Here is a 21,830-nt window from a genome sequence, read left to right on the forward strand (position 1 = left end):
CGTGACAGCGCTTCCGGAGAAAAAGAAGCACTGTCGCAAAACGTGACGGTGCTTCTTTTTTAGTTTGTCTTTCATTTAGAAAACTAACCAGCCAAATATCTTTCAAATAAAAAGAATAAACCCAATAAATACTTACAAATAGAAACATCAGATAAGATATTCTTATCTTTTCTCCGTTCTTTCGCTCCTACAAGCAATCACATTATGCCATTAATACCTATATTTGCGAAACAAATTGACGCAATAATCATTTATACGCAAACATAAGGTCAACAAATGAAAACAAACAGAAATCATTTTAATAGCAGACAAGGATTATACGACCCGTCTTATGAACATGACGCTTGTGGAGTAGGAATGTTAGTAAATATCCACGGCGAGAAATCGCACGACATCATCGAATCAGCCCTTAAGGTACTAGAGAACATGAGGCATCGAGGCGCTGAGGGAGCCGATAACAAAACGGGTGACGGAGCGGGAATCTTATTACAGATCCCTCATGAGTTCATCCTCCTGCAAGGAATTCCGGTTCCAGAGAAAGGCAAATATGGCACCGGACTAATCTTCCTCCCCAAAGACGAGGAACAGCAAGCAAGCATCCTCAGTATCCTCATCGAGGAGATCGAGAAAGAGGGATTAACCTTGATGCACTTACGCAAAGTTCCCGTTCATACGGAAATCTTGGGAAAGGACGCACAAGCGACCGAACCAGATATCAAGCAGATATTCATCATCGGCTGCAACGATCAGCAAGAGCTGGAACTAAAGCTATACCTCATACGTAAGCGGGTCGAGAAAAGGGTATCGGCCACCGACCTTCCGGCCAAGGATGATTTCTATATAGCGTCTCTTTCCACCAAAAACATCGTTTACAAAGGCATGCTGGAATCCATGCAGCTACGCCATTACTTTCCGGACCTGACGCAACCTTATTTCACTAGCGGACTGGCCTTGGTACACTCACGTTTCAGCACCAACACCTTCCCCACTTGGAGTCTGGCGCAACCTTTCCGCCTACTGGCACATAACGGGGAAATCAACACGATACGAGGCAACCGGGGATGGATGGAGGCCCGGGAGAGCGTACTCTCCTCCCCCAGAATCCCGGATATCAACGATATACGCCCGATCATCCAGCCGGGCATGAGTGACAGTGCCTCACTGGATAACGTATTGGAATTCTTCGTGGCCTCCGGAATGAGCCTGCCGCATGCCATGGCGATGCTGGTACCGGAGAGTTTCAACGAGAAGAACCCGATCTCCGAAGACCTAAAGGCTTTCTACGAATATCACTCCATCTTGATGGAACCGTGGGACGGGCCTGCCGCCCTGCTCTTTAGCGACGGACGCTACGCCGGAGGCATGCTAGACCGTAACGGTCTCCGCCCCGCCCGTTACCTGATCACGAAACATGACATGATGGTCGTGGCCTCCGAAGTCGGCGTCATGGATTTCGAGCCTAACGAGATCAAGGAAAAAGGCCGTCTGCAACCCGGAAAGATCTTACTCATCGATACCGAGAAAGGCGAGATTTATTACGATAGCGAGCTGAAGGAACAACTGGCGAACGCCCAGCCCTACCGTACTTGGCTGGAGAAAAATCGGGTGGAATTGGACGAGTTGAAATCCGGCCGTAAGATTCCTCATAAGGTAGAGAAATACGACAAGCTACTGCGTACGTTCGGATACAGCCGTGAGGATATCGAACGTATCATCGTACCGATGTGCACGGGAGGGGCGGAACCGGTCGGCTCCATGGGCAACGATACGCCACAGGCCGTATTATCCGCCCGTCCGCAAATCCTCTATAATTATTTCCGCCAACAATTCGCCCAAGTAACCAACCCGCCGATCGACCCGATCCGCGAGGAACTCGTCATGAGCCTGACCGAGTATATCGGGGCCGTGGGAAGCAATATCTTAGTTCCAACCGAGAGCCACTGTAAAATGGTTCGGCTGAACCATCCGATCTTGACCAATACACAACTGGATCTCCTGTGTAACATCCGGTATAAGGGCTTTAAAAGTGTTAAGCTCCCCACTTTGTTTGACGCAGAGAAAGGATGCGCAGGACTGAAAGCCGCCTTGGACGAATTATGTAAACAAGCGGAGCAATCCGTCACCGACGGCGTTAACTACATCATTTTAAGCGACAGGAACGTAGATGAGAAAAAAGCGGTGATCCCCTCCCTGTTAGCGGTAAGCGCCGTGCATCACCATCTGATCTCCGTGCAGAAAAGGGTGCAAACAGCGCTGGTAGTGGAAACCGGCGAGATGCGTGAGGTAATGCACGCCGCCCTCTTACTAGGCTACGGAGCCAGTGCCATCAACCCCTATATGGCTTTCGCTATCTTGGATGATCTAGTAGACAGGCAAGAGATACAATTGAATTACGAGACTGCCGAGAAGAATTACGTAAAAGCCATTTGCAAGGGTTTATTCAAGGTTATGAGCAAGATGGGGATCAGCACGATCCGCAGTTACCGAGGAGCGAAGCTTTTCGAGGCGATCGGCCTAAGCCGGGATCTGGCAGATACTTACTTCGGGGGAACCACCAGCAACATCGGTGGTATCCGCTTGGAAGAGATAGCGGCAGATGCGATCGCCATGCACAATGACGCATTCTCCCACCCCACGGATTCTTTATTGGAACATAAAGGCATTTATTCCTTCCGCAAGGATGGCGAGAAACACGCTTGGAACCCGGATACCATTTCCATGCTTCAACTGGCTACCCGCTTGGGGAGCTACAAGAAATTCAAGGAATATTCCCATGTGGTTGATGAGAAGGAAAGCCCCATATTCTTGCGTGACTTCCTGACCTTCAAACAACGCACCCCGATCCCCTTGGAGCAGGTAGAGCCGGAAGAAGCGATCATGCGTCGCTTTGTCACGGGAGCGATGAGCTTCGGTTCTATCAGCCGGGAAGCGCACGAGACGATAGCTATAGCCATGAACAAGATACACGGACGCAGTAACACGGGCGAGGGTGGTGAGGACTCGGCCCGTTTCATCCCCCGTGAGGACGGGTTATCGCTCCGCTCCGCCATCAAGCAAGTAGCCTCCGGACGCTTCGGCGTGACCACGGAATATCTGGTAAACGCCGACGAGATCCAGATCAAGGTCGCCCAAGGAGCGAAACCGGGCGAAGGAGGACAGCTTCCCGGCTATAAGGTGAACGATATCATAGCGAGAACCCGTCACTCGATCCCGGGTATCTCTCTGATCTCTCCCCCACCTCACCACGATATTTACTCGATCGAGGACTTGGCGCAATTGATCTTCGATCTGAAGAACGTGAACCCTCAAGCCGAGATCAGTGTGAAACTCGTATCCGAGAGTGGCGTGGGAACCATCGCCGCCGGCGTAGCCAAGGCAAAAGCGGACCGGATCGTGATCTCCGGGGCAGAAGGAGGAACGGGGGCTTCCCCGATAAGCTCTATCCGTTACGCCGGAATCCCACCCGAGCTAGGACTATCCGAGACTCAACAGACGCTCGTGATGAACGGCCTCCGGGGACAAGTCCGCTTGCAAACAGACGGACAATTGAAAACCGGACGGGATATCGTATTGATGGCGATGCTGGGTGCCGAGGAGTTTGGATTCGCCACCTCCGCCTTGATCGTCTTAGGCTGTGTGATGATGCGTAAATGCCATATGAACACGTGTCCGGTAGGTGTCGCTACCCAAGATGAGGAATTACGTAAACGCTTTCATGGCCGACACGAATATTTGGTGAATTTCTTCACCTTCCTCGCCCGTGAAGTTCGGGAATATCTGGCAGAGCTAGGCTATACGAAACTAGACGATATCATTGGCCGTACGGACTTACTCATGCGTAAACCTTCCGATCATATCGAGAAACATGATCTACTGGATTTCAGCCGCTTGATCCATCTACCGGAACAAGCCGCCACGCAGGCCATCCATCATGTCACCCGTCAACTCCATGCGATCGACAACGTGAAAGATGTGGATATCATCCGTCACGCGAAGGCCGCCATCGAATCCGGACAGGAAGTATCGTTGGATTACGCGATAGCCAACACCGATCGTTCCGTAGGAGCCATGCTTTCCGGCGAGATCGCCAAGCGGTATGGGAACGTCGGATTACCGGAGAACACCCTACATATCAAGTTCAAGGGGGCGGCGGGCCAGAGCTTCGGAGCCTTTCTGGCCCACGGCGTACATTTCCGGTTGGAAGGCGAGGCGAACGACTATCTCGGAAAAGGATTGAGTGGCGGACACATTAGTTTAATGCCTCCGATACGCTCCACCTTTATAGCGGAAGACAATACGATAGCCGGTAATACCTTATTATATGGGGCTACCAGCGGTGAGGTCTATATCAACGGCCGGGTCGGGGAACGTTTCTGCGTGCGAAACTCCGGGGCGATCGCCGTCGTGGAAGGTGTAGGCGACCATTGTTGCGAGTACATGACCGGAGGCCGGGTTGTCGTCTTAGGCAATACAGGCCGGAACTTCGCCGCCGGAATGAGCGGTGGTGTCGCTTACGTGTGGAACAAGAATGGTGATTTCGATTACTATTGCAACATGGAAACGGTAGAGCTTTCCTTGATCGAGGATAGCACCTCACGGAAGGAACTTCATGAATTGATCCGCAAGCATTATCATCATACCGGCAGCCATCTAGCCGGATTAATGCTCGATAACTGGAACAAGTACGTGGATGAGTTCATCCAGATCGTCCCGATCGAATACAAGAAAGTCCTCCAAGAGGAACAGATGCGCAAGCTCCAACGCAAGATCGCGGAGATGCAGAAAGACTACTAAATATTTACACAAAAACAAGAAGACAATGGGAAACCCAAAAGCATTTCTAACGATACATAGGCAAGAGGCGGGCTATCGTCCCGTCCACGAACGTATAGATGATTTCAGCGAGGTAGAACAGACCTTAAACAGCGGCGACCGCCGTACGCAGGCCTCCCGCTGCATGGATTGTGGCGTACCCTTCTGCCACTGGGCCTGCCCGCTGGGTAACAAGCAACCTGAATGGCAAGATTTGTTATACAAAGGCCGTTACAAAGAGGCATATCACGTATTGGAGCAGACCGACGATTTCCCGGAGTTCACGGGACGTGTCTGCCCCGCCCTCTGCGAGAAAAGCTGCATACTGAAACTTAGTTGCGACGAACCTGTCACGATCCGTGAGAATGAGGCGGCTATCGTGGAAGCCGCTTTCCGGGAAGGATACGTACAGCCTATCCAACCGGTACGCAACGGGAAAAAGGTAGCCGTGATCGGTAGCGGTCCCGCCGGATTGACCGCGGCGAACCAATTGAACCGGAAAGGATATGAAGTCACCGTATTCGAGAAAGATGAGTTACCGGGTGGCTTGCTACGCTTCGGCATCCCCAATTTCAAGCTAGGCAAGCACATTATCGATCGCCGTATCCGTATCATGGAGCAAGAAGGGATTCTTTTCCGTGTAAACACGATGGTCGGCAAAGAGATATTAGCGAAAGATGTAGTGAAAGATTTCGACGCTGTTTGCGTAGCGATCGGCGCCGAGGTTCCCCGGGATCTATCTATCGAGGGACGTCATTTAAGAGGCGTACATTTCGCCTTGGAGTTATTAAGCCAGCAGAACCGGATCTTAGAAGGCATCCCCATCCCGCCCAAAAGCCAGATCAATTGCAAAGGCAAGAAAGTCTTAGTGATTGGCGGAGGTGATACGGGTAGCGATTGTGTAGGGACAGCGAACCGTCATGGGGCGGCCTGTGTCACCCAGATCGAGATCATGCCCCAGCCACCCGTCGGACAGAATCCGGCGACACCTTGGCCCATGTATCCCCAAGTACTGAAAACCAGCAGCAGCCATGAGGAAGGTTGTATCCGCCGGTGGAACCTAACCTCTAACCGTTTTATCGGAGAGAAAAACAACCTGATAGGGGTTGAGGTAGAAGAAGTCGAATGGGTTCCCTCCCCAGACGGAGGCCGTCCGCAGATGAGGCTGACCGGCAAGAAAGAGATCATCGAGGCCGATCTGGTTTTCCTCGCCATGGGCTTCCTGCATCCGGTACAAGAAGGATTGATCAAAGAACTGCGATTGGCTACCGACAACCGCGATAACATCGCCGTAGACAACGCCGGATATACCGCCAACAGCAACCTATTTGCCTGCGGAGACGCTGTCAGCGGAGCGAGCCTAGTCGTAAAAGCGATGGCCTCCGGCCGTAATGTCGCCCGATCCATCGACCGTTTCTTACAAACCAACTAATTTTCAACTCTCAATTTTTAATGATCATGTGTGGTATAACAGCGATATTCAATATACACGACGGAGCGCAAGCCCTGCGTAAACAAGCGTTATTAATGAGTAAACGAATCCGTCACCGGGGGCCGGACTGGAGTGGTATCTACCAAGGCAAAACCGCTATCTTGGCCCATGAACGCCTTTCCATCGTAGACCCCGCCTCCGGAGGACAGCCTTTGGTCAGCCCCGACGGGAAACTCATCCTCTGCGTCAACGGAGAGATCTACAACCATCAGGAATTACGAGAACGGTTAAAAGGCGATTACGAGTTCCAAACCGGCTCCGATTGCGAGGTGATCCTCGCCTTATACAAGAAGAAAGGGATTGATTTCATCGAGGATCTCAACGGTATTTTCGCCTTCGCTCTCTATGACGAGGAGAAAGAGGTTTACTTGATCGCCCGTGACCCGATCGGCGTGATCCCGCTCTACATCGGATACGATGACGAGGGACACTTGATGGTATCTTCCGAGTTAAAAGGACTTGAAGGCTTCGCCACTCATTACGAGCCGTTCCTCCCCGGTCATTATTTCTATAGCGAAGACCGTAAACTCACGAGATGGTACACCCGTGACTGGATGGATTACGCCAACGTGAAAGATAATCCGACCGACGAACAACAACTTCACGATGCGCTGGAAGCCGCCGTCAAACGCCAACTGATGAGCGATGTCCCTTACGGCGTCCTTCTATCCGGAGGTTTGGATTCCTCCATCACCTCTGCTATCGCCAAGAAATACGCGGCGAAACGCATCGAGACCAATGGGAAAGCGGACGCATGGTGGCCTCAACTCCACTCGTTCGCCATCGGATTGAAAGATGCCCCGGACTTGATCTCCGCCCGTAAAGTAGCGGATGCGATCGGTACGGTTCATCATGAGATCCATTATACGATACAAGAAGGATTGGACGCTTTACGAGATGTCATTTATCATATAGAGACCTATGATGTCACTACCGTCCGAGCCTCCACCCCCATGTATTTACTGGCCCGTGTGATCCGGAGCATGGGTATCAAGATGGTACTAAGCGGCGAGGGTGCGGATGAGGTATTCGGGGGATATTTATATTTCCATAAGGCCCCGAACGCACAGGCTTTCCATGAAGAGACCCTGCGTAAATTAAGCAAACTGTATTTATATGATTGCTTGCGCGCGAACAAAAGCCTTTGCGCATGGGGCGTAGAAGGACGAGTGCCGTTCTTGGATAAAGAGTTTCTTGATGTGGCCATGCGTCTGAATCCGGTGGTAAAGATGTGCCCGGGTACGACCATCGAGAAGAAGATACTTCGAGAAGCATTTTCCGACAGCTTGCCCAAGGAGATCGCTTGGCGGCAAAAAGAGCAATTCTCGGATGGGGTAGGCTATGGCTGGATCGATACATTAAAGAAAATAACCTCCGAGTCGGTCACTGATGAAGAGATGGCGAATGCCGCCAAACGATTCCCGATCAATCCGCCCCAAAACAAGGAAGAGTATTATTACCGCTCCATCTTTGAAGAGCATTTCCCCAGCGAAAGCGCGGCGAGAAGCGTACCTTCCATTCCTAGCGTAGCGTGTTCTACCGCAGAGGCTTTAGCTTGGGACTCGGCTTTCAAAAATATGAACGAGCCAAGCGGCAGGGCCATAAAAGGCGTACATGAATCCGCTTATTGACGAATATTTCTTTTCTTTAGTAGCAAAATGCACCAACTTTTATGAATAATAAACGCTGGTGCATTTAATTTTTATAATAACTTTGCCAGCTAGAGTCATAAAACACTTTAAAACAAATTTATATGAAGAAAATCTTTACATGCATTAGTTTGGCAGCCGCTACATTCATGGCTACCACCCCAGTGATGGCACAACAACAAAAACAATTAACAGATAAAGAAAAGGCTGCTGTTGTTAAAGTTATTGTTCCTGCCGTTTTTGATCAAGTAAAGCAAATTAGTGGAGTTGATTTCATGTCTCTCACAAATCCTAATATCGAAAGCATAATTAATTCCCCTTTATTTTTGCCTCAAGTATCAAGCCTACGTGCAGATCAATTAAATCCAATCTCGGTTACTCCTGATAGTTTAAAATTGGATCTTAGTTCTATGGATTTTTCTGCGATAGCACCGGGAATGGGTGATTTCATCGCAGGGATCGTTAATGACGTAAAACTGACATTCAGTGATTATAAAGAATATAACGTTTCACTTAACGGACAATCCGTAAAAATTGATTTACCAGAGAAAATTGATGTATCCGCAGCTGCTTTAGTTGACGCAGAAACGGGTAAACCCACAAATTTATTATCGGTATTAATCAAGACCGGGAACAAAGGAACCATTCTTCCTTTCAACAGCTTATCCGTAGAATTGAAATTAGGTTGGTTAGGTACCGTGGGTAGCATGATCCCTAATTTCCCGCTTAAAGATGGAAAATTGATAAGCCTAACAGAAACAGCAAATAGCTCTGGTACGATTGATTATACGATTACTTTAGAAGATAATTTACGTAGTCTAGCTGCAACGTTAGCTCAAGTCCCGAACTTCCAAATATCTCTCGATATGACAAAGTTGATGACAGAAAGTACTATCAAGGCTAGCTTATTCGGTAAACCTCTACAAGCACCTAACGCAAAATTGCCAATGGGTGACGCTGTCGTATATGCAAACTTGAAATCAACAACAGGCATGCCTGCAGATTCTATTGTCTTGACTTCATATGATGCCGCATCTAGCAAAATCAAAGGATACAAGAAGTTGACTCCGACAATTGGCGTATCTGGAGCAAATCTAGTTTTAACGACAACAGATTCAGTACGTGCTGACGTAAATACAGCTTGGACTCCAATGTCTAAACAGATCGTTACAATGCCAGCAACAATGAGCACAGCAATCAATTCTATTATGTCCTCTCTTGTTAATGGTGTCGTTAGTAATCTTAAAGCAAGTGCAGAAACCAATTACACTATTACAATTGATTCTATTTACGAAGCTAAAAAAGAAGAGATTATTCGTGTAATGGAAATCGACGCAACGACAAAAGTTGAAGCTACGAGCTTAAAAGATACAAAGATGATCGTAGATATCAACTTCTTGAAAGGAAGCAGTAAAGAAAAAGTCATGAATATCAAGGCTACGGCTCCTACAAATGATACTAAGATTACGGTAGACTTTAGTCCTGCTGTTGATCCTAATGGCGATGGCGTTAAAGAAAATGTCCGCATGGCGACATTATATATTACATCTGACGCTATGGGTATCATCACCGATAACGAGACTATCAATGACGAGGTTCAAGAGGTTACGGTATCTACAACCGCTAGCGGTCTTTATGTAAAGAATGGTAAGGGTAATTATGTAATCGTTAATATGGTAGGTAAAGTTGTTTCTACGGGTATCATCACTAGCGATGAGCAATACATCAGCACTCCGAATATGCCGAACGGCATTTATATGATCTCAATCGATCAGTCTAAGCTCTTGAGATCTGCTCATAAGACAACTGTTAAGTTCGTAAAATAAATTATCTAGATAATTAGTTAATCTGAAAAAAGGAGCTATCCGGAAACAAAACCGAGTAGCTCCTTTCTTTTTGTCAATTTGTAAACCAAACTCCCGGAGAGTTGATTTTTCTGGCCAGATGTACTTCTCGTCCCTAAATATGAGAAAAAATATTAGCAAATGATTGTTTAGTAATATATTAGCCAAATACGACCTTTTGTTCTAGAAAAATAATTCATGCTAGTTCACATTTATACGGGTCAAAACATGTTTTTTATACGGATAAAAGAGGCATTTCATACGGTTGTATCGCCCAACGCGACTATATGTATCGCCTTACGCGACCTATCGCATTGGCTAACGCCACTACTTGCGTCGCCCAACGCGACCTTTCGTGTGACAAAACATGACCTTTTACGTAGAAATCAGTGGTTAAATACGTATTTTCACCCATTATCTATCCCTAGTTAAGGCTTCTTGAAAAAGAGGCTCGTCAGACAAACAGACTTATTTTAAGCAAATAGATAGATATATAGCTTTTTTACTTACAGTTACAGCAACCCATATTCACAAAGCATATATTACGATATAAAACCAAAACACACACTTCTAATTATCATTTATAACTAAAAGCATATATTATAACTTCAATCTATTACAAACCTCATATTTATAAAACATTCGAGCCTCTCACCTGTTATATACTTATCAAAACGTTATATATTTGCATTACAATAAAACAAAAAGAAATAATATAAAGAATAATATCATCAAAATGACAAAATCAATCAGATTCACAAAGATGCACGGTGCCGGAAATGATTACATCTATGTAAACACGATGGTCTATCCGATAGACAACCCCGAGGAATTATCTATCGCATGGAGCAAGCCGCACACAGGCATAGGATCTGATGGTTTGGTCTTGATAGGTTCTTCAGACATCGCGGATTTCAGCATGCATATCTATAATGCGGACGGCTCCGAGGCGATGATGTGCGGAAACGCATCCAGATGTATTGGCAAATATGTCTATGAGGCCGGCCTAACGCAAAAGAACAAGGTTACCTTAGAGACCTTATCAGGTATCAAAGAGCTACAATTGAAAATAGAGCGTGAAGAGGTCACCGAGGTCACGGTAGATATGGGAATGCCTGCCGTAGGCGAGATCGCCTTGGAGGTTGAGGCTGGAGGAGAAATTTACACCGGCACCGTCATCTCTATGGGAAATCCTCACTTGGTTATCTTCGTGGACGAGATGGACCAGGTCGATCTGGCAAGCGTAGGCCCGTTACTGGAATGCCTCCCGCTTTTTCCGGACCGGACAAACGTGGAGTTCGTGCAGGTGCTAAAACCGGACGAGGTACGGATGAGGGTGTGGGAACGAGGTTCCGGCATCACCCAAGCCTGCGGAACCGGAGCTTGCGCCACCGCCGTGGCCGGGGTCGTACGTGGGAAGACAAAGCGAAAGACGAAGGTCATCATGGATGGGGGCCCTTTAACCATCGAGTGGAACGAGCGAAGCGGTAAGGTCTTTATGACCGGCGGAGCGGTCAACGTGTTCGAGGGATTCATAAAAGTCTGACACGGGGAACAAGACAAAACAACAAAAACAACAACATAAAAACAAAAGAACTGAGTATGGCACTAATTAATGAACATTTCCTGAAACTACAGAACAATTACCTTTTCTCCGACATCGCGAAAAAGGTAAACAGCTTCAAGGTTACCCATCCCAAGGATAAGATCATTCGAATGGGTATTGGTGACGTTACGCAACCACTTGCCCCCGCCGTTATCGAGGCGATGCATAAAGCAGTGGAAGAAATGGCGAGCAAGGATACATTCCACGGATATGGCCCCGAGCAGGGATATCCATTCCTAATCGACGCTATCATCAAGAACGATTATGCCAGCCGGGGAGTCTTTATCGAACCGAGCGAGGTATTCATCAGCGACGGGGCGAAAAGCGATTGTGGAAATATAGGTGACATGCTCCGCCACGACAATAGTATCGGGGTGACAGACCCCGTATATCCGGCCTACATCGACTCGAACGTAATGAGCGGACGCACCGGGGTATTGGAAAACGGGAAATGGAGCGATGTCGTATACATCCCTTGCACGGAGGAAAACAACTTCGTACCGGATCTGCCCAGTCGCAGGGTGGACATCCTTTACCTCTGCTATCCCAATAACCCGACCGGAACGACCTTGACTAAGGACGAATTGAAGAAATGGGTAAACTATGCCCTTGCCAACGACGTGCTTATCATGTACGACTCCGCTTACGAAGCTTATATACAGGACCCGAATATCCCCCACTCTATCTACGAGATCAAAGGAGCGAAGAAGGTAGCCATCGAATTCCGGAGCTTCTCTAAAACCGCCGGGTTCACGGGGATACGTTGCGGATACACGGTCGTTCCGAAGGAGCTGAACGCCTTCACGCTGGACGGGCAACGGGTACAGTTGAATAAATTATGGAACCGTCGCCAATGCACGAAATTCAACGGAACCAGCTACATAACCCAACGGGGTGCGGAGGCGGTTTATTCCACCGCCGGGAAACAGCAAGTGACAGCTACTATCAATTATTATATGACCAATGCGAAGATCATGAAAGAGGGCCTGCAAAACTGCGGTCTCACGGTGTACGGAGGCGATAACGCCCCATACCTCTGGCTAAAGACCCCGGACAGCCTCTCCTCATGGAAATTCTTTGACAAACTGCTTTATGAAGTCAAGATAGTCGGAACCCCCGGAGTGGGATTCGGGCCGAGCGGGGAAGGTTATCTACGCCTCACCGCTTTCGGCGACAGGGATGACACCCTAGAGGCCATGGCTAGGCTGAGGAAGTGGCTAAGATAAGTCATTTACTATAAACAACAATAATCATCAGGTATTATGTCAAAGTTAAGATTTAGAGTCGTAGAATCGGCGTTCGAGAAGAAAGCGGCCGAGCTAACCACTCCCGCCGAGAGACCTTCCGAGTATTACGGTGAGTTAGTATTCAACCGTGAGAAGATGTTCAAATATCTTCCAGAGAGAGCGTACGAGAGACTAGTGGACTCCATCGACAACGGTAGCCCGCTAGACCGTGAGACAGCGAACGCCGTGGCCTCCGGCATGAAGAAATGGGCGATGGAAAAAGGCGCTACCCACTACACCCACTGGTTCCACCCCTTGACGGAAGGTACCGCCGAGAAGCACGACGCTTTCATCGAACATGATGGCAAAGGCGGCGTACTTGAGGAATTCGAGGGCAAACTACTGATCCAGCAAGAGCCAGACGCCTCCAGTTTCCCGAACGGCGGTATCCGCAATACGTTCGAGGCCCGTGGCTACTCGGCTTGGGACCCTTCCTCCCCCGCTTTTATCGTAGGCGACACCCTATGCATCCCAACGATCTTCATCGCTTACACGGGCGAGTCCCTCGACTACAAAGCCCCCCTGCTGAAAGCCTTGGAAGCCGTGAACAAGGCGGCAGTCGATGTCTGTCACTATTTCAACCCGGACGTGAAGAAAGTATACGCCTACCTCGGCTGGGAACAGGAATACTTCCTAGTAGACGAGGGCCTGTACGCCGCACGTCCCGATCTGTTGATGACCGGCCGAACCTTGATGGGACATGAAAGCTCCAAGAACCAGCAGTTGGAGGATCATTACTTCGGCGCCATCCCGACCCGTGTCATGGAATTCATGAAAGACCTCGAGGTAGAGGCATTGAGGCTCGGCATTCCTGTAAAGACCCGCCATAACGAGGTCGCCCCGAACCAATTCGAGCTGGCTCCCATTTTCGAGGAATGCAACCTCGCCAATGACCATAACTTACTGATCATGGCCTTGATGCGCAAGATCTCTCGCAAACATGGGTTCCGTGTCCTGTTGCACGAGAAACCGTTCAAAGGCGTGAACGGTTCCGGCAAGCACAATAACTGGTCGCTGGGAACCGATACCGGAATCCTTTTGATGGGACCGGGTAAGACGCCGGAAGACAACCTGCGCTTCGTCACCTTCGTGGTCAACGTACTGAAAGCCGTGTACACCCACAACGCCTTGCTGAAGGCCAGCATCTCCAGCGCAACCAACGCCCATCGTCTGGGAGCGAACGAGGCTCCCCCAGCGATTATCTCCAGCTTCTTAGGGACACAGTTATCCAAGGTATTGGAACATCTGGAGAACAGCGATACGGAAGATTTCAACCTAGCGGGAAAGCAAGGCATGAAACTCGATATCGCCCGTATCCCCGAGCTATTGATCGATAACACGGATCGTAACCGTACCTCCCCTTTCGCCTTCACCGGCAACCGTTTCGAGTTCCGTGCCGTAGGTTCCTCTGCGAACTGCGCCGCCGCCATGCTGGTATTGAACGCCGCTGTAGCGGATCAGTTGAGGCAGTTCAAGGCCGAGGTAGACGCTAAGATTGCCGCCGGAAAGGATAAGTTCGCCGCTATCATCGAGGTAATCCGCAAGGATATCAAGGAATGCAAGGCGATCCATTTCGACGGCAATGGCTACAGCGAGGAATGGAAGGCCGAGGCCGCACGCCGGGGCTTGGATTGCGAGACCAGCGTGCCTTTGATCTTCGACGCTTATTTGAAAGATAGCAGCGTCCGCATGTTCGAGTCCACGGGAGTCATGACCCGCAAGGAGCTGGAGGCTCGCAACGAGGTCAAATGGGAGATGTACACGAAGAAGATCCAGATCGAGGCCCGTGTATTAGGCGACCTGACAATGAACCATATCATCCCGATGGCCACCAAATACCAGTCTTCCTTGATCGACAACGTATATAAGATGCGTGAATTATTCCCCGCCGATAAAGCCGCCCATCTATCCTCCAAGAACATGGAGATCATCGAGGATATAGCGAACCGCACGATCTTCATCAAGGAAAAAGTGGACGAGATGGTCAACGCCCGCAAGATAGCCAACAAGATCGAGAGCGAGCGGGAGAAGGCGATCGCTTACCACGACCGGATCGTCCCGATGATGGAAGCCATCCGTTACCATATCGACAAGTTGGAACTGGTTGTCGATGACCAGATATGGACCTTGCCGAAATACCGTGAGCTTTTATTCATCAGATAGTCTTATTCAGACAGTAGTTTTTTGTTGATTGTTTTGTGTTTACAAGGGGAGGATGCTGCGAAGTATGCCTCTCCTTCTTTTTTATCCCATACAAAATACATACCTTTGGGGCATAAATATATAGGAGGGAAATTGATATGACGACAATAGAGTTACAACAATGGAGAGAAAGCTTTATCGAGAGGTATCTCAATAAAATAGACGATATGGAAACGGTCCTAAAGATCGAGAAATATATGAAACGAATTATGTCCAAGGCGAATGCAACATCTCCCATTTCATTCAGTTTGAAAGAAGCCAATAGGGAAATAGATATAGCCGAACAGGAGCTAGAAGAAGGTAAAGGCATCAATGAGGATGATATGCACCAATTCTTTGAGACATGGAGAAACAAGCTAAAGTAATCTGGGCACCCCGTGCGAAAAGACAAGCTGATTTAGCCATAGCCTACTGTTTAAAGCATTTTGGAAAACAAGCTGCTCTCAACTTTATCGATAAGTTGGAGAAGAATTGTATCCGGATAAAGAACAATCCTCTTATTGGTACTATAGAAGAGACTTTCGCCGATAGAGACAAGGAATATCGCTCCTTGATCGAGGGACATCATAAACTTATATATACCCAAGAAGGAAAACGTTCCATACGTATCGTATTGTTGTGGGACTGTCGTCAAAACCCCGATAAATTAAGAACATCTATCAGATAAACAATAACAAATATGAATTACGGATTCGTCAAAGTAGCGGCAGCCGTACCACATGTTAAAGTGGCTGACTGCTTTTATAATATTCAACAGATCGAGGGATTGATGCGCCAAGCGTCCCAAAAAGAGGTCCAGATCATCGCCTTCCCCGAATTATCGGTTACGTCTTACACTTGCATGGATTTGTTCTCGCAAGAGACCTTACTCAGAAACGCCGAGAAAGCCTTGCTGGATTTAGTGAACAACACCGCCGATCTGGATTTACTAACGATCGTAGGTTGCCCGCTTGTCAGCGGAAGCCAACTGATAAACGCCGCCGTCGCTTTCCAACGGGGCGAGATACTAGGGGTAGTGCCCAAGAGCTACCTGCCCAGCTACAAAGAGTTCCAAGAAGAGCGTTGGTTCACGGCCTCTTCACACCTACAGCAATCCATGATCACGATCGGTAACCGGGAAGTGCCGCTGGATTGCTACCTGATCTTCGAGTACGATGAGGTACGTGTGGGTATCGAGATCTGCGAGGATCTTTGGGTTCCCATCCCTCCCAGCTCCGAGCTAGCCATGCAGGGGGCGAACTTGATATTCAATCTATCCGCCAGCAACGAGTTGATCGGTAAGCATGCTTACTTACGATCCTTGATCTGCCAGCAATCCGCACGTTGTATCGCCGGATACGTCTACGCTTCCGCCGGTTTCGGGGAATCCAGTACCGACCTCGTATTCGCGGGAAACGGTATCATAGCGGAGAACGGCACGTTATTAAGGGAATCCGAGCGTTTCTCCATGGAGGAGCAACTCGTTATCAGCGAGATCGATATCCAGAACTTACAGAACGACCGACGGATCAACACCAGTTTCATGCAGGGTTATCTCAACCATAACATGGATAACGGCACCGTAGTCTCATTCAGCCTTCCCAACCGGACACTGGATTTGACCCGGGCAATCGACCCGCATCCCTTTACCCCTTCCGGCGATGCCTTGAAAGAACGTTGCGAGGAAATATTCCATATACAGGTAGCGGGACTCGCCAAGCGCATCCTCCACGCCCACGCCCAAACCGCCGTCGTAGGCATCTCTGGGGGACTGGATTCCACCTTGGCCCTACTGGTCACCGTCATGACCTTCGATGCCTTGAAGATCCCACGGGATAAGATCATCGGCATCACCATGCCCGGCTTCGGAACGACGGATCGTACCTATACCAATGCCTGCGACTTGATACGCTCCCTTGGCGTGACCCTCCGGGAGATCTCCATCAAGGACGCTTGCATCCAACACTTCAAGGATATCAATCACGACATCCATGTACATGACGTGACGTACGAGAACAGCCAAGCCCGTGAGCGTACCCAACTTCTTATGGACGTGGCGAACCAAGCGAACGGCCTCGTGATCGGTACGGGAGACCTCTCGGAGCTTGCCTTGGGCTGGGCTACTTACAATGGCGACCATATGTCTATGTACGGCGTCAACGGTAGCATTCCCAAGACATTGGTTAAATATCTGGTGGAATGGGTGGCCAATAACAAGGTAGACGAGGCTTCCCGCGCCACGTTATTAGATATAGTAGACACTCCGATCAGCCCGGAATTGATTCCCGCCGATGAGCATGGGAATATCAAGCAGAAGACAGAGGATTTGGTAGGCCCGTACGAGCTGCACGATTTCTTCCTCTATCACTTCTTACGCTTCGGAGCCTCACCTGCGAAGATTTATTTCTTGGCGAAGCGGGCATTCGGGGAAACCTACGACGATTCCACCCTCAAGAAATGGCTCCATACCTTCTTCCGCCGCTTCTTCCAGCAACAGTTCAAGCGCAGTTGTCTGCCGGACGGCCCGAAAGTAGGTTCCATCAGCCTCTCCCCTCGTGGAGACTGGCGAATGCCGAGCGACGCGATGGCTACGCTTTGGCTGGATGAGATCGCTGGACTTTAACATTTTTTCAATGGTATAGTCATAGACGAGGCTCTCTTATAGGGGTAGGTGCCTCGTCTATGGCCCATAAGAGAGCCTAATCTATGACCTATGAGAGAGCCTCGTCTCTCATCCGTATCAACCGAGGCCCTAACATAGATCGTAACTAATCGAACTGCGTAATCACCCTGCGAATCCGGGTGAAGCTATCCGTATCCTTCTCCAGTTTATAGATGTGCTTATAGGACAGGGCATCCTGCTCGGTCGGGGAACCATTGATCAAGAGGATATCCCGGTCGTTGGCGAATTTCAAGATCCCCGCCACGTTATTCGGGTGTAGCTTCCCGATCTCATCCATCATGCAATGTAGCCTGAAATCAGAGAACACTGCGGAGGCGTTACGCTTGAACACATTCAGCAACATGATATTTACCATGGATTTGACCAGAATATCCGTACCCTCGGAGCCTACGTTCGTAAGACGTTCTACGAAGCCCGTATCATTCCGGTTCTCGATCACCCGGAATTTAAGGTCGAAGAAATCCGCCAGACGGATCAAGCTGCCGGAGTAAGCGTCCATCGACTTGATCAACTCACGCAACAACGTCGTCGCCTTCTCCCGGGTAGCCGTATCGTCGGCCGAGGAAGCGAACAGGTTCTGCCCCAAATCCCAGCTATATTCCTCGTTGAATCGCTTGATCTCCTTCAACAGATTGACGATCTTGTTCTGGCTCGGATCGATACGCATCTCGATACACTGGATAATCCCCACGAAGTTCTTCTCCTTGAAATCGGCGTTGATCTGATCCACCACGCCACGGATATTGCCTTCCTGAGAGACCATGCTTTTCGTATCCGCCGTAATCTGCCGGAAGATATCGGAGTTGCGGGTATTGATACGCGATTGGTATTCCGAGACCTTATCCTCGTCGATAAACTCCTTCAAGTCGCAAGCGAAATCCATATACTCTTTATCATCCGAGAAGCTCGTCTTGAAGGCGAACACATTATCCTCGGAGAAATTGCCGGTGTAGGCGGTTATCTCCTTGCGCAGCTCGGAAAGCTTCTGGGATTGCTCGCTGACGCGGATCGTGATCTCCCGTACCAAGGAACGGCAATCGCCATCCGTATCGGTACGGTTCATGGAAGAGAAGATGGATTCCCTAGAGGTAAACCAGTCCAACAGGGTAGAGCGGTGATATTCCTCCCGGTTCTCCAACGCTTTCCGGTTGGACTCCTTCAGCTCCTTCAGCTCGGCATCTACCTTGAAGATACTCCGGTTCACGTCCGCCAGACGCTTTTTCAATTCCTCCCGTTCCCCGTGGATGATCTGCTGCAAGCGCAGGCTCTCCGTCGTCCAGTCGGGTACCTTATCCAGCATCTCTCGTTTATCTTTCAGATACTCGATAATCAATGCCTTGGTCTCGTTGATATATTTAATCTCCCCACCGATATACGCCAAGCGGGAATGGATCTCCTCCAAACGTTTCGGATCGCCACCGCTAGCGGTCAGGCTATCCAATTGCTCCCTGTCATATCCGGATTTGCGCTCTTCCAGCTCCGCTTTCTTGCGTGCGATCTCCTCCGAGATAGCTTCCCTTGCGACGGAGAGTTCCTTATCCAAAGCAGCCAGCTCGTCTTTCTCTTGCTCATCCAAGGAAGCGAGTTCCCGGTCCATCTTGCCTTGAAGCGTGGCGATCTCCTGCTGGATCGAGGAAAGGACGGCCTCGGCAGCGTTCAACTCCTCCTCCAAGCGCCGGATCTCCTCCTGCCTGAGACGGGTCGCCTGATCCCGTAAGGCCGACAGACGAGACTCGTCTTCCTTCTTGCGGACCGCCAGTTGCTCCAACTCATATTCCGCATGATAGATATCCTCCTTGATGGGCTTCACCGAGGATTGATATTGCTTGCGAAGATTCTCTTTAGCCGCCTCCAAATCCTGCCGCGCCGTAGCGATGAACCGCTGGATTCCGGCACGTTTTTCCTCGGCCTCCTTCTTCTCCGTCAAGTAATCCTCCTTGGTCTTGACATTCCGGTGAATCCCGGAGGTGAAGCGGATTCCATAAAAGGTATCTCCCTCGCCTACCTCCGCCGTAAACTCTTTCCCGTAAAGCAGGCGCTCGTCACACACTTGCCCGATCGTCTGCTCCCAGCCGGGCTTATGCTCGGACAGCCAGTTGAAGAAGCTATCTTTCTGGTTGTCCAAGAACTCCGTCAGTTCCGCTAGCTTAGCGCTCAGGGCCTCGATCTTCACCTCGTTGGATTCCGCTAGCTTTTGATAATCCTCATCCAGATGCTTCTCGGCGGTCTCGAACTCTTTCGTCTGGTAGTTCAACTCGTACTTCAGCTCACGGATCTTCAGCTCCAAGTCCTTCTGGTTCGCGTCGTAATTACCGAGACGCCCTTTGACCGCCTCCAATTCCTCCGAGGTTCCCGACTGCCCTCGGGCAGTCTTGATACGCATCTTCAAGGCGGCGACCTCCGTCGTACGTTTCTCCCGATCCACCAACAAACGCTCTTTCTCCTCCGAGGCGGCATGGCGCAATTCCTCCCGTAGCCGTCGATAATACTCCCGGCGAGCCTCCCGACGAGCATTGATCTCGGTCTCTGCCGCCAGTAATTGTTTCTGTTTCTCGTTCTCGAAGCCGGCCAACTCGTTCTTCAGATTAGCGATCAAATTGGCGTGCAAGACCGAGGCTTCTTTATTCTTGGAAGAAAGCAAATCTTTCTCCACGACTAAGGATTCCTGTTCCTGCTGTAAGATCTCCAATTTGTTACAACGATCCATCGCCGTCTGGATATCTTTCCCGGCATAGAAAACCCGTTTCGCTTCCGCCTCCGACAAGGCGTTTTTCAGCACGGCCAACTCGCCTTCCATCGTGGCTGTCCGGTTCTTCGATTCAGCGTCCAGCTTATCCCTTTGCTTATAGAAATCCGATTTGACCGCCTCCTGCTCGTGTATCTTCCGGGACAACTCCGGCAAGATACGCTCCGTTTCCAGATAAGCCCCGCGTAATTGGCGACACAGATCGTTGATCCGTAAATCCCGCTTACGGATATCGTCCGACAAGGTGGAGATCCCGGCGGCCTTCCGCACCATGCCCGGCTCACGGAAAACACCGATATCATTCAGTTGCGCCTCAAAACCGGATAGATGGCTCCGGTAACGGCTCAAGTCGATCACGCTATCCGCCTCGTTCAAAGAGGTGATGATCGTCTGCTTGATATAATCCGCCTCCAAGCGTGAGTTCAGCAAGACGTTCTGGATCGTACGGATGATATTCTGATACGAGCCGCTCTCCATCAAGGAATAACAGGAGTAATCCCGTTTATTATCCGAGTTTCCGTAGAGGATATTCCGGTATTCCTCATACGTGGAGATCGCCCCGCTATACTTGATACCGTTCTTATCGAGCACCGAGCGGATACGATCCGACGGATAAGGCGCTCCCTCCTCGTCGATAAAAAGATCCGGCCGGTACGGAGAGGCGATAAAACGGTAGCAGATACGGTTCATCGTCTTATAGCTAAGTACCGTAAACCAACCATCCTCCCTCGCTACCTCGTAGATGATCGAGGAATCGGCATAAGGGAAATAATAATCCTGATACGACTTCTTCTCGACCGGGATTCCGAGCCGCTGCGTATCGGCGTTGTAAAAGAAAAGGATCGCACGGAGGATCGTACTCTTCCCCACTCCCTGCGTTCCGATTAAATGTATATTTCCATCCAGCTGTACTTCCGAGTAACGGATAGCGGCGCTGTTTATAAATACTATTTTATTGAGATATCTCATCTTCGTTCTTTATGTTAATACTATGGATCATCTTCGTGAGGTAATCCCACGAGGAGAGCACTTTCCACGTCCCGTTCATATCGCTTACGCACTCGATAAAGCCCTCTTTCGTCATCCTGTCCAAGATGGTATCGAGGATATCCTTGCGTTTCTCCTTGCCTCCGGTATGTTTTTTCAACCCGTCCAGCTTCATCTCCAGATCCATGTCGATCCGGGAACGTACCAATATCTCCGCCGGCGAGAAGGTGAAACCGGGCCCGAAGGCCGTATCGTACGTACAGAAGAAGTCCATGATATCGATCCAAGCGAAGAAACGCTGGAGCTTTTGCTCCAAGGTAGCCCGGGGCTCCTTGCGGGAGAAGTAGAAGTAATTATTCCCCTGCTCCAACACGAAATTGATATGCGAGAAATAATCACGTAAACGCTCAAAATTATCTTCTACGACCGAGAAGAGTGTCCTCAACTCCTTTACACTTGTATTCGAGCACAGAAAATTACCTTTCGACAGGTAATCATAGATCTGTGCGGTCTGTACCGGTAAATTATCTATCATCCTTATTAT

Annotated in this window: 12 protein-coding genes; 10 read left to right on the forward strand and 2 right to left on the reverse strand. The window is 49.5% G+C overall.

Annotated elements, in window-relative coordinates; genetic code table 11:
- Positions 1 to 276: 276 nt before the first annotated feature.
- The 10 genes from gltB to DWX33_RS18790 all read left to right on the forward strand — a co-directional run bounded on the left by gltB (position 277) and on the right by DWX33_RS18790 (position 17,493).
- The gene (gltB, locus tag DWX33_RS18745) at positions 277 to 4,794 is read left to right on the forward strand and encodes a glutamate synthase large subunit (RefSeq protein ID WP_122380845.1); all 4,518 of its coding nucleotides are present in this window, start codon (positions 277 to 279) and stop codon (positions 4,792 to 4,794) included.
- A 25-nt stretch (positions 4,795 to 4,819) separates the two neighbouring features.
- A complete protein-coding gene (locus DWX33_RS18750; RefSeq protein WP_122380846.1) occupies positions 4,820 to 6,244 on the forward strand; it encodes a glutamate synthase subunit beta in 1,425 nt (474 codons plus the stop codon).
- 26 nt (positions 6,245 to 6,270) lie between these two features.
- Positions 6,271 to 7,935 carry an asparagine synthase B gene (gene asnB, locus DWX33_RS18755; protein WP_122380847.1) on the forward strand — a complete coding sequence of 555 codons (1,665 nt, stop codon included), beginning with the start codon at positions 6,271 to 6,273 and terminating at the stop codon, positions 7,933 to 7,935.
- A gap of 122 nt (positions 7,936 to 8,057) precedes the next feature.
- Positions 8,058 to 9,779, forward strand: coding sequence for a DUF6383 domain-containing protein (locus DWX33_RS18760; protein WP_122380848.1), 1,722 nt, complete (start codon positions 8,058 to 8,060; stop codon positions 9,777 to 9,779).
- 754 nt (positions 9,780 to 10,533) lie between these two features.
- Positions 10,534 to 11,343 (forward strand): diaminopimelate epimerase, encoded by an 810-nt coding sequence (dapF, locus tag DWX33_RS18765; RefSeq protein ID WP_122380849.1) that lies wholly within the window; start codon positions 10,534 to 10,536, stop codon positions 11,341 to 11,343.
- 56 nt (positions 11,344 to 11,399) lie between these two features.
- Complete coding sequence (locus DWX33_RS18770) at positions 11,400 to 12,629, forward strand: LL-diaminopimelate aminotransferase (protein WP_087345667.1); 1,230 nt, start codon at positions 11,400 to 11,402, stop codon at positions 12,627 to 12,629.
- A 36-nt stretch (positions 12,630 to 12,665) separates the two neighbouring features.
- Positions 12,666 to 14,852 carry a glutamine synthetase III gene (locus tag DWX33_RS18775; RefSeq protein ID WP_122380850.1) on the forward strand — a complete coding sequence of 729 codons (2,187 nt, stop codon included), beginning with the start codon at positions 12,666 to 12,668 and terminating at the stop codon, positions 14,850 to 14,852.
- Positions 14,853 to 14,989: 137 nt separating this feature from the next.
- A complete protein-coding gene (locus DWX33_RS18780) occupies positions 14,990 to 15,256 on the forward strand; it encodes a hypothetical protein (RefSeq protein WP_122380851.1) in 267 nt (88 codons plus the stop codon).
- Positions 15,235 to 15,558 (forward strand): type II toxin-antitoxin system RelE/ParE family toxin, encoded by a 324-nt coding sequence (locus DWX33_RS18785; RefSeq protein ID WP_008774025.1) that lies wholly within the window; start codon positions 15,235 to 15,237, stop codon positions 15,556 to 15,558. The genes DWX33_RS18780 and DWX33_RS18785 overlap by 22 nt, the downstream gene beginning before the upstream one ends.
- A 12-nt stretch (positions 15,559 to 15,570) precedes the next feature.
- Positions 15,571 to 17,493 (forward strand): NAD(+) synthase, encoded by a 1,923-nt coding sequence (locus DWX33_RS18790; RefSeq protein WP_122380852.1) that lies wholly within the window; start codon positions 15,571 to 15,573, stop codon positions 17,491 to 17,493.
- 145 nt (positions 17,494 to 17,638) lie between these two features.
- Here DWX33_RS18790 and DWX33_RS18795 read toward each other — a convergent pair whose 3' ends face one another.
- Positions 17,639 to 21,268 (reverse strand): ATP-binding protein, encoded by a 3,630-nt coding sequence (locus tag DWX33_RS18795; protein WP_122380853.1) that lies wholly within the window; start codon positions 21,266 to 21,268, stop codon positions 17,639 to 17,641.
- The gene (locus tag DWX33_RS18800; protein WP_005866029.1) at positions 21,252 to 21,821 is read right to left on the reverse strand and encodes a hypothetical protein; all 570 of its coding nucleotides are present in this window, start codon (positions 21,819 to 21,821) and stop codon (positions 21,252 to 21,254) included. The genes DWX33_RS18795 and DWX33_RS18800 overlap by 17 nt, the downstream gene beginning before the upstream one ends.
- Positions 21,822 to 21,830: the final 9 nt, after the last annotated feature.

This window comes from Parabacteroides sp. AF19-14, assembly GCF_003635485.1.
GTDB lineage: Bacteria > Bacteroidota > Bacteroidia > Bacteroidales > Tannerellaceae > Parabacteroides > Parabacteroides distasonis.

What these genes read in the sequence shown, in the direction of transcription:
- DWX33_RS18770 (WP_087345667.1), top strand. Translation starts at nt 11,400, where the DNA reads ATGGCACTAATTAATGAACATTTCCTGAAACTACAGAACAATTACCTT.
- DWX33_RS18775 (WP_122380850.1), top strand. Translation starts at nt 12,666, where the DNA reads ATGTCAAAGTTAAGATTTAGAGTCGTAGAATCGGCGTTCGAGAAGAAA.
- gltB (WP_122380845.1), top strand. Translation starts at nt 277, where the DNA reads ATGAAAACAAACAGAAATCATTTTAATAGCAGACAAGGATTATACGAC.
- dapF (WP_122380849.1), top strand. Translation starts at nt 10,534, where the DNA reads ATGACAAAATCAATCAGATTCACAAAGATGCACGGTGCCGGAAATGAT.
- DWX33_RS18795 (WP_122380853.1), bottom strand. Translation starts at nt 21,268, where the DNA reads ATGAGATATCTCAATAAAATAGTATTTATAAACAGCGCCGCTATCCGT.
- DWX33_RS18780 (WP_122380851.1), top strand. Translation starts at nt 14,990, where the DNA reads ATGACGACAATAGAGTTACAACAATGGAGAGAAAGCTTTATCGAGAGG.
- DWX33_RS18800 (WP_005866029.1), bottom strand. Translation starts at nt 21,821, where the DNA reads ATGATAGATAATTTACCGGTACAGACCGCACAGATCTATGATTACCTG.
- DWX33_RS18760 (WP_122380848.1), top strand. Translation starts at nt 8,058, where the DNA reads ATGAAGAAAATCTTTACATGCATTAGTTTGGCAGCCGCTACATTCATG.
- DWX33_RS18785 (WP_008774025.1), top strand. Translation starts at nt 15,235, where the DNA reads ATGGAGAAACAAGCTAAAGTAATCTGGGCACCCCGTGCGAAAAGACAA.
- asnB (WP_122380847.1), top strand. Translation starts at nt 6,271, where the DNA reads ATGTGTGGTATAACAGCGATATTCAATATACACGACGGAGCGCAAGCC.
- DWX33_RS18750 (WP_122380846.1), top strand. Translation starts at nt 4,820, where the DNA reads ATGGGAAACCCAAAAGCATTTCTAACGATACATAGGCAAGAGGCGGGC.
- DWX33_RS18790 (WP_122380852.1), top strand. Translation starts at nt 15,571, where the DNA reads ATGAATTACGGATTCGTCAAAGTAGCGGCAGCCGTACCACATGTTAAA.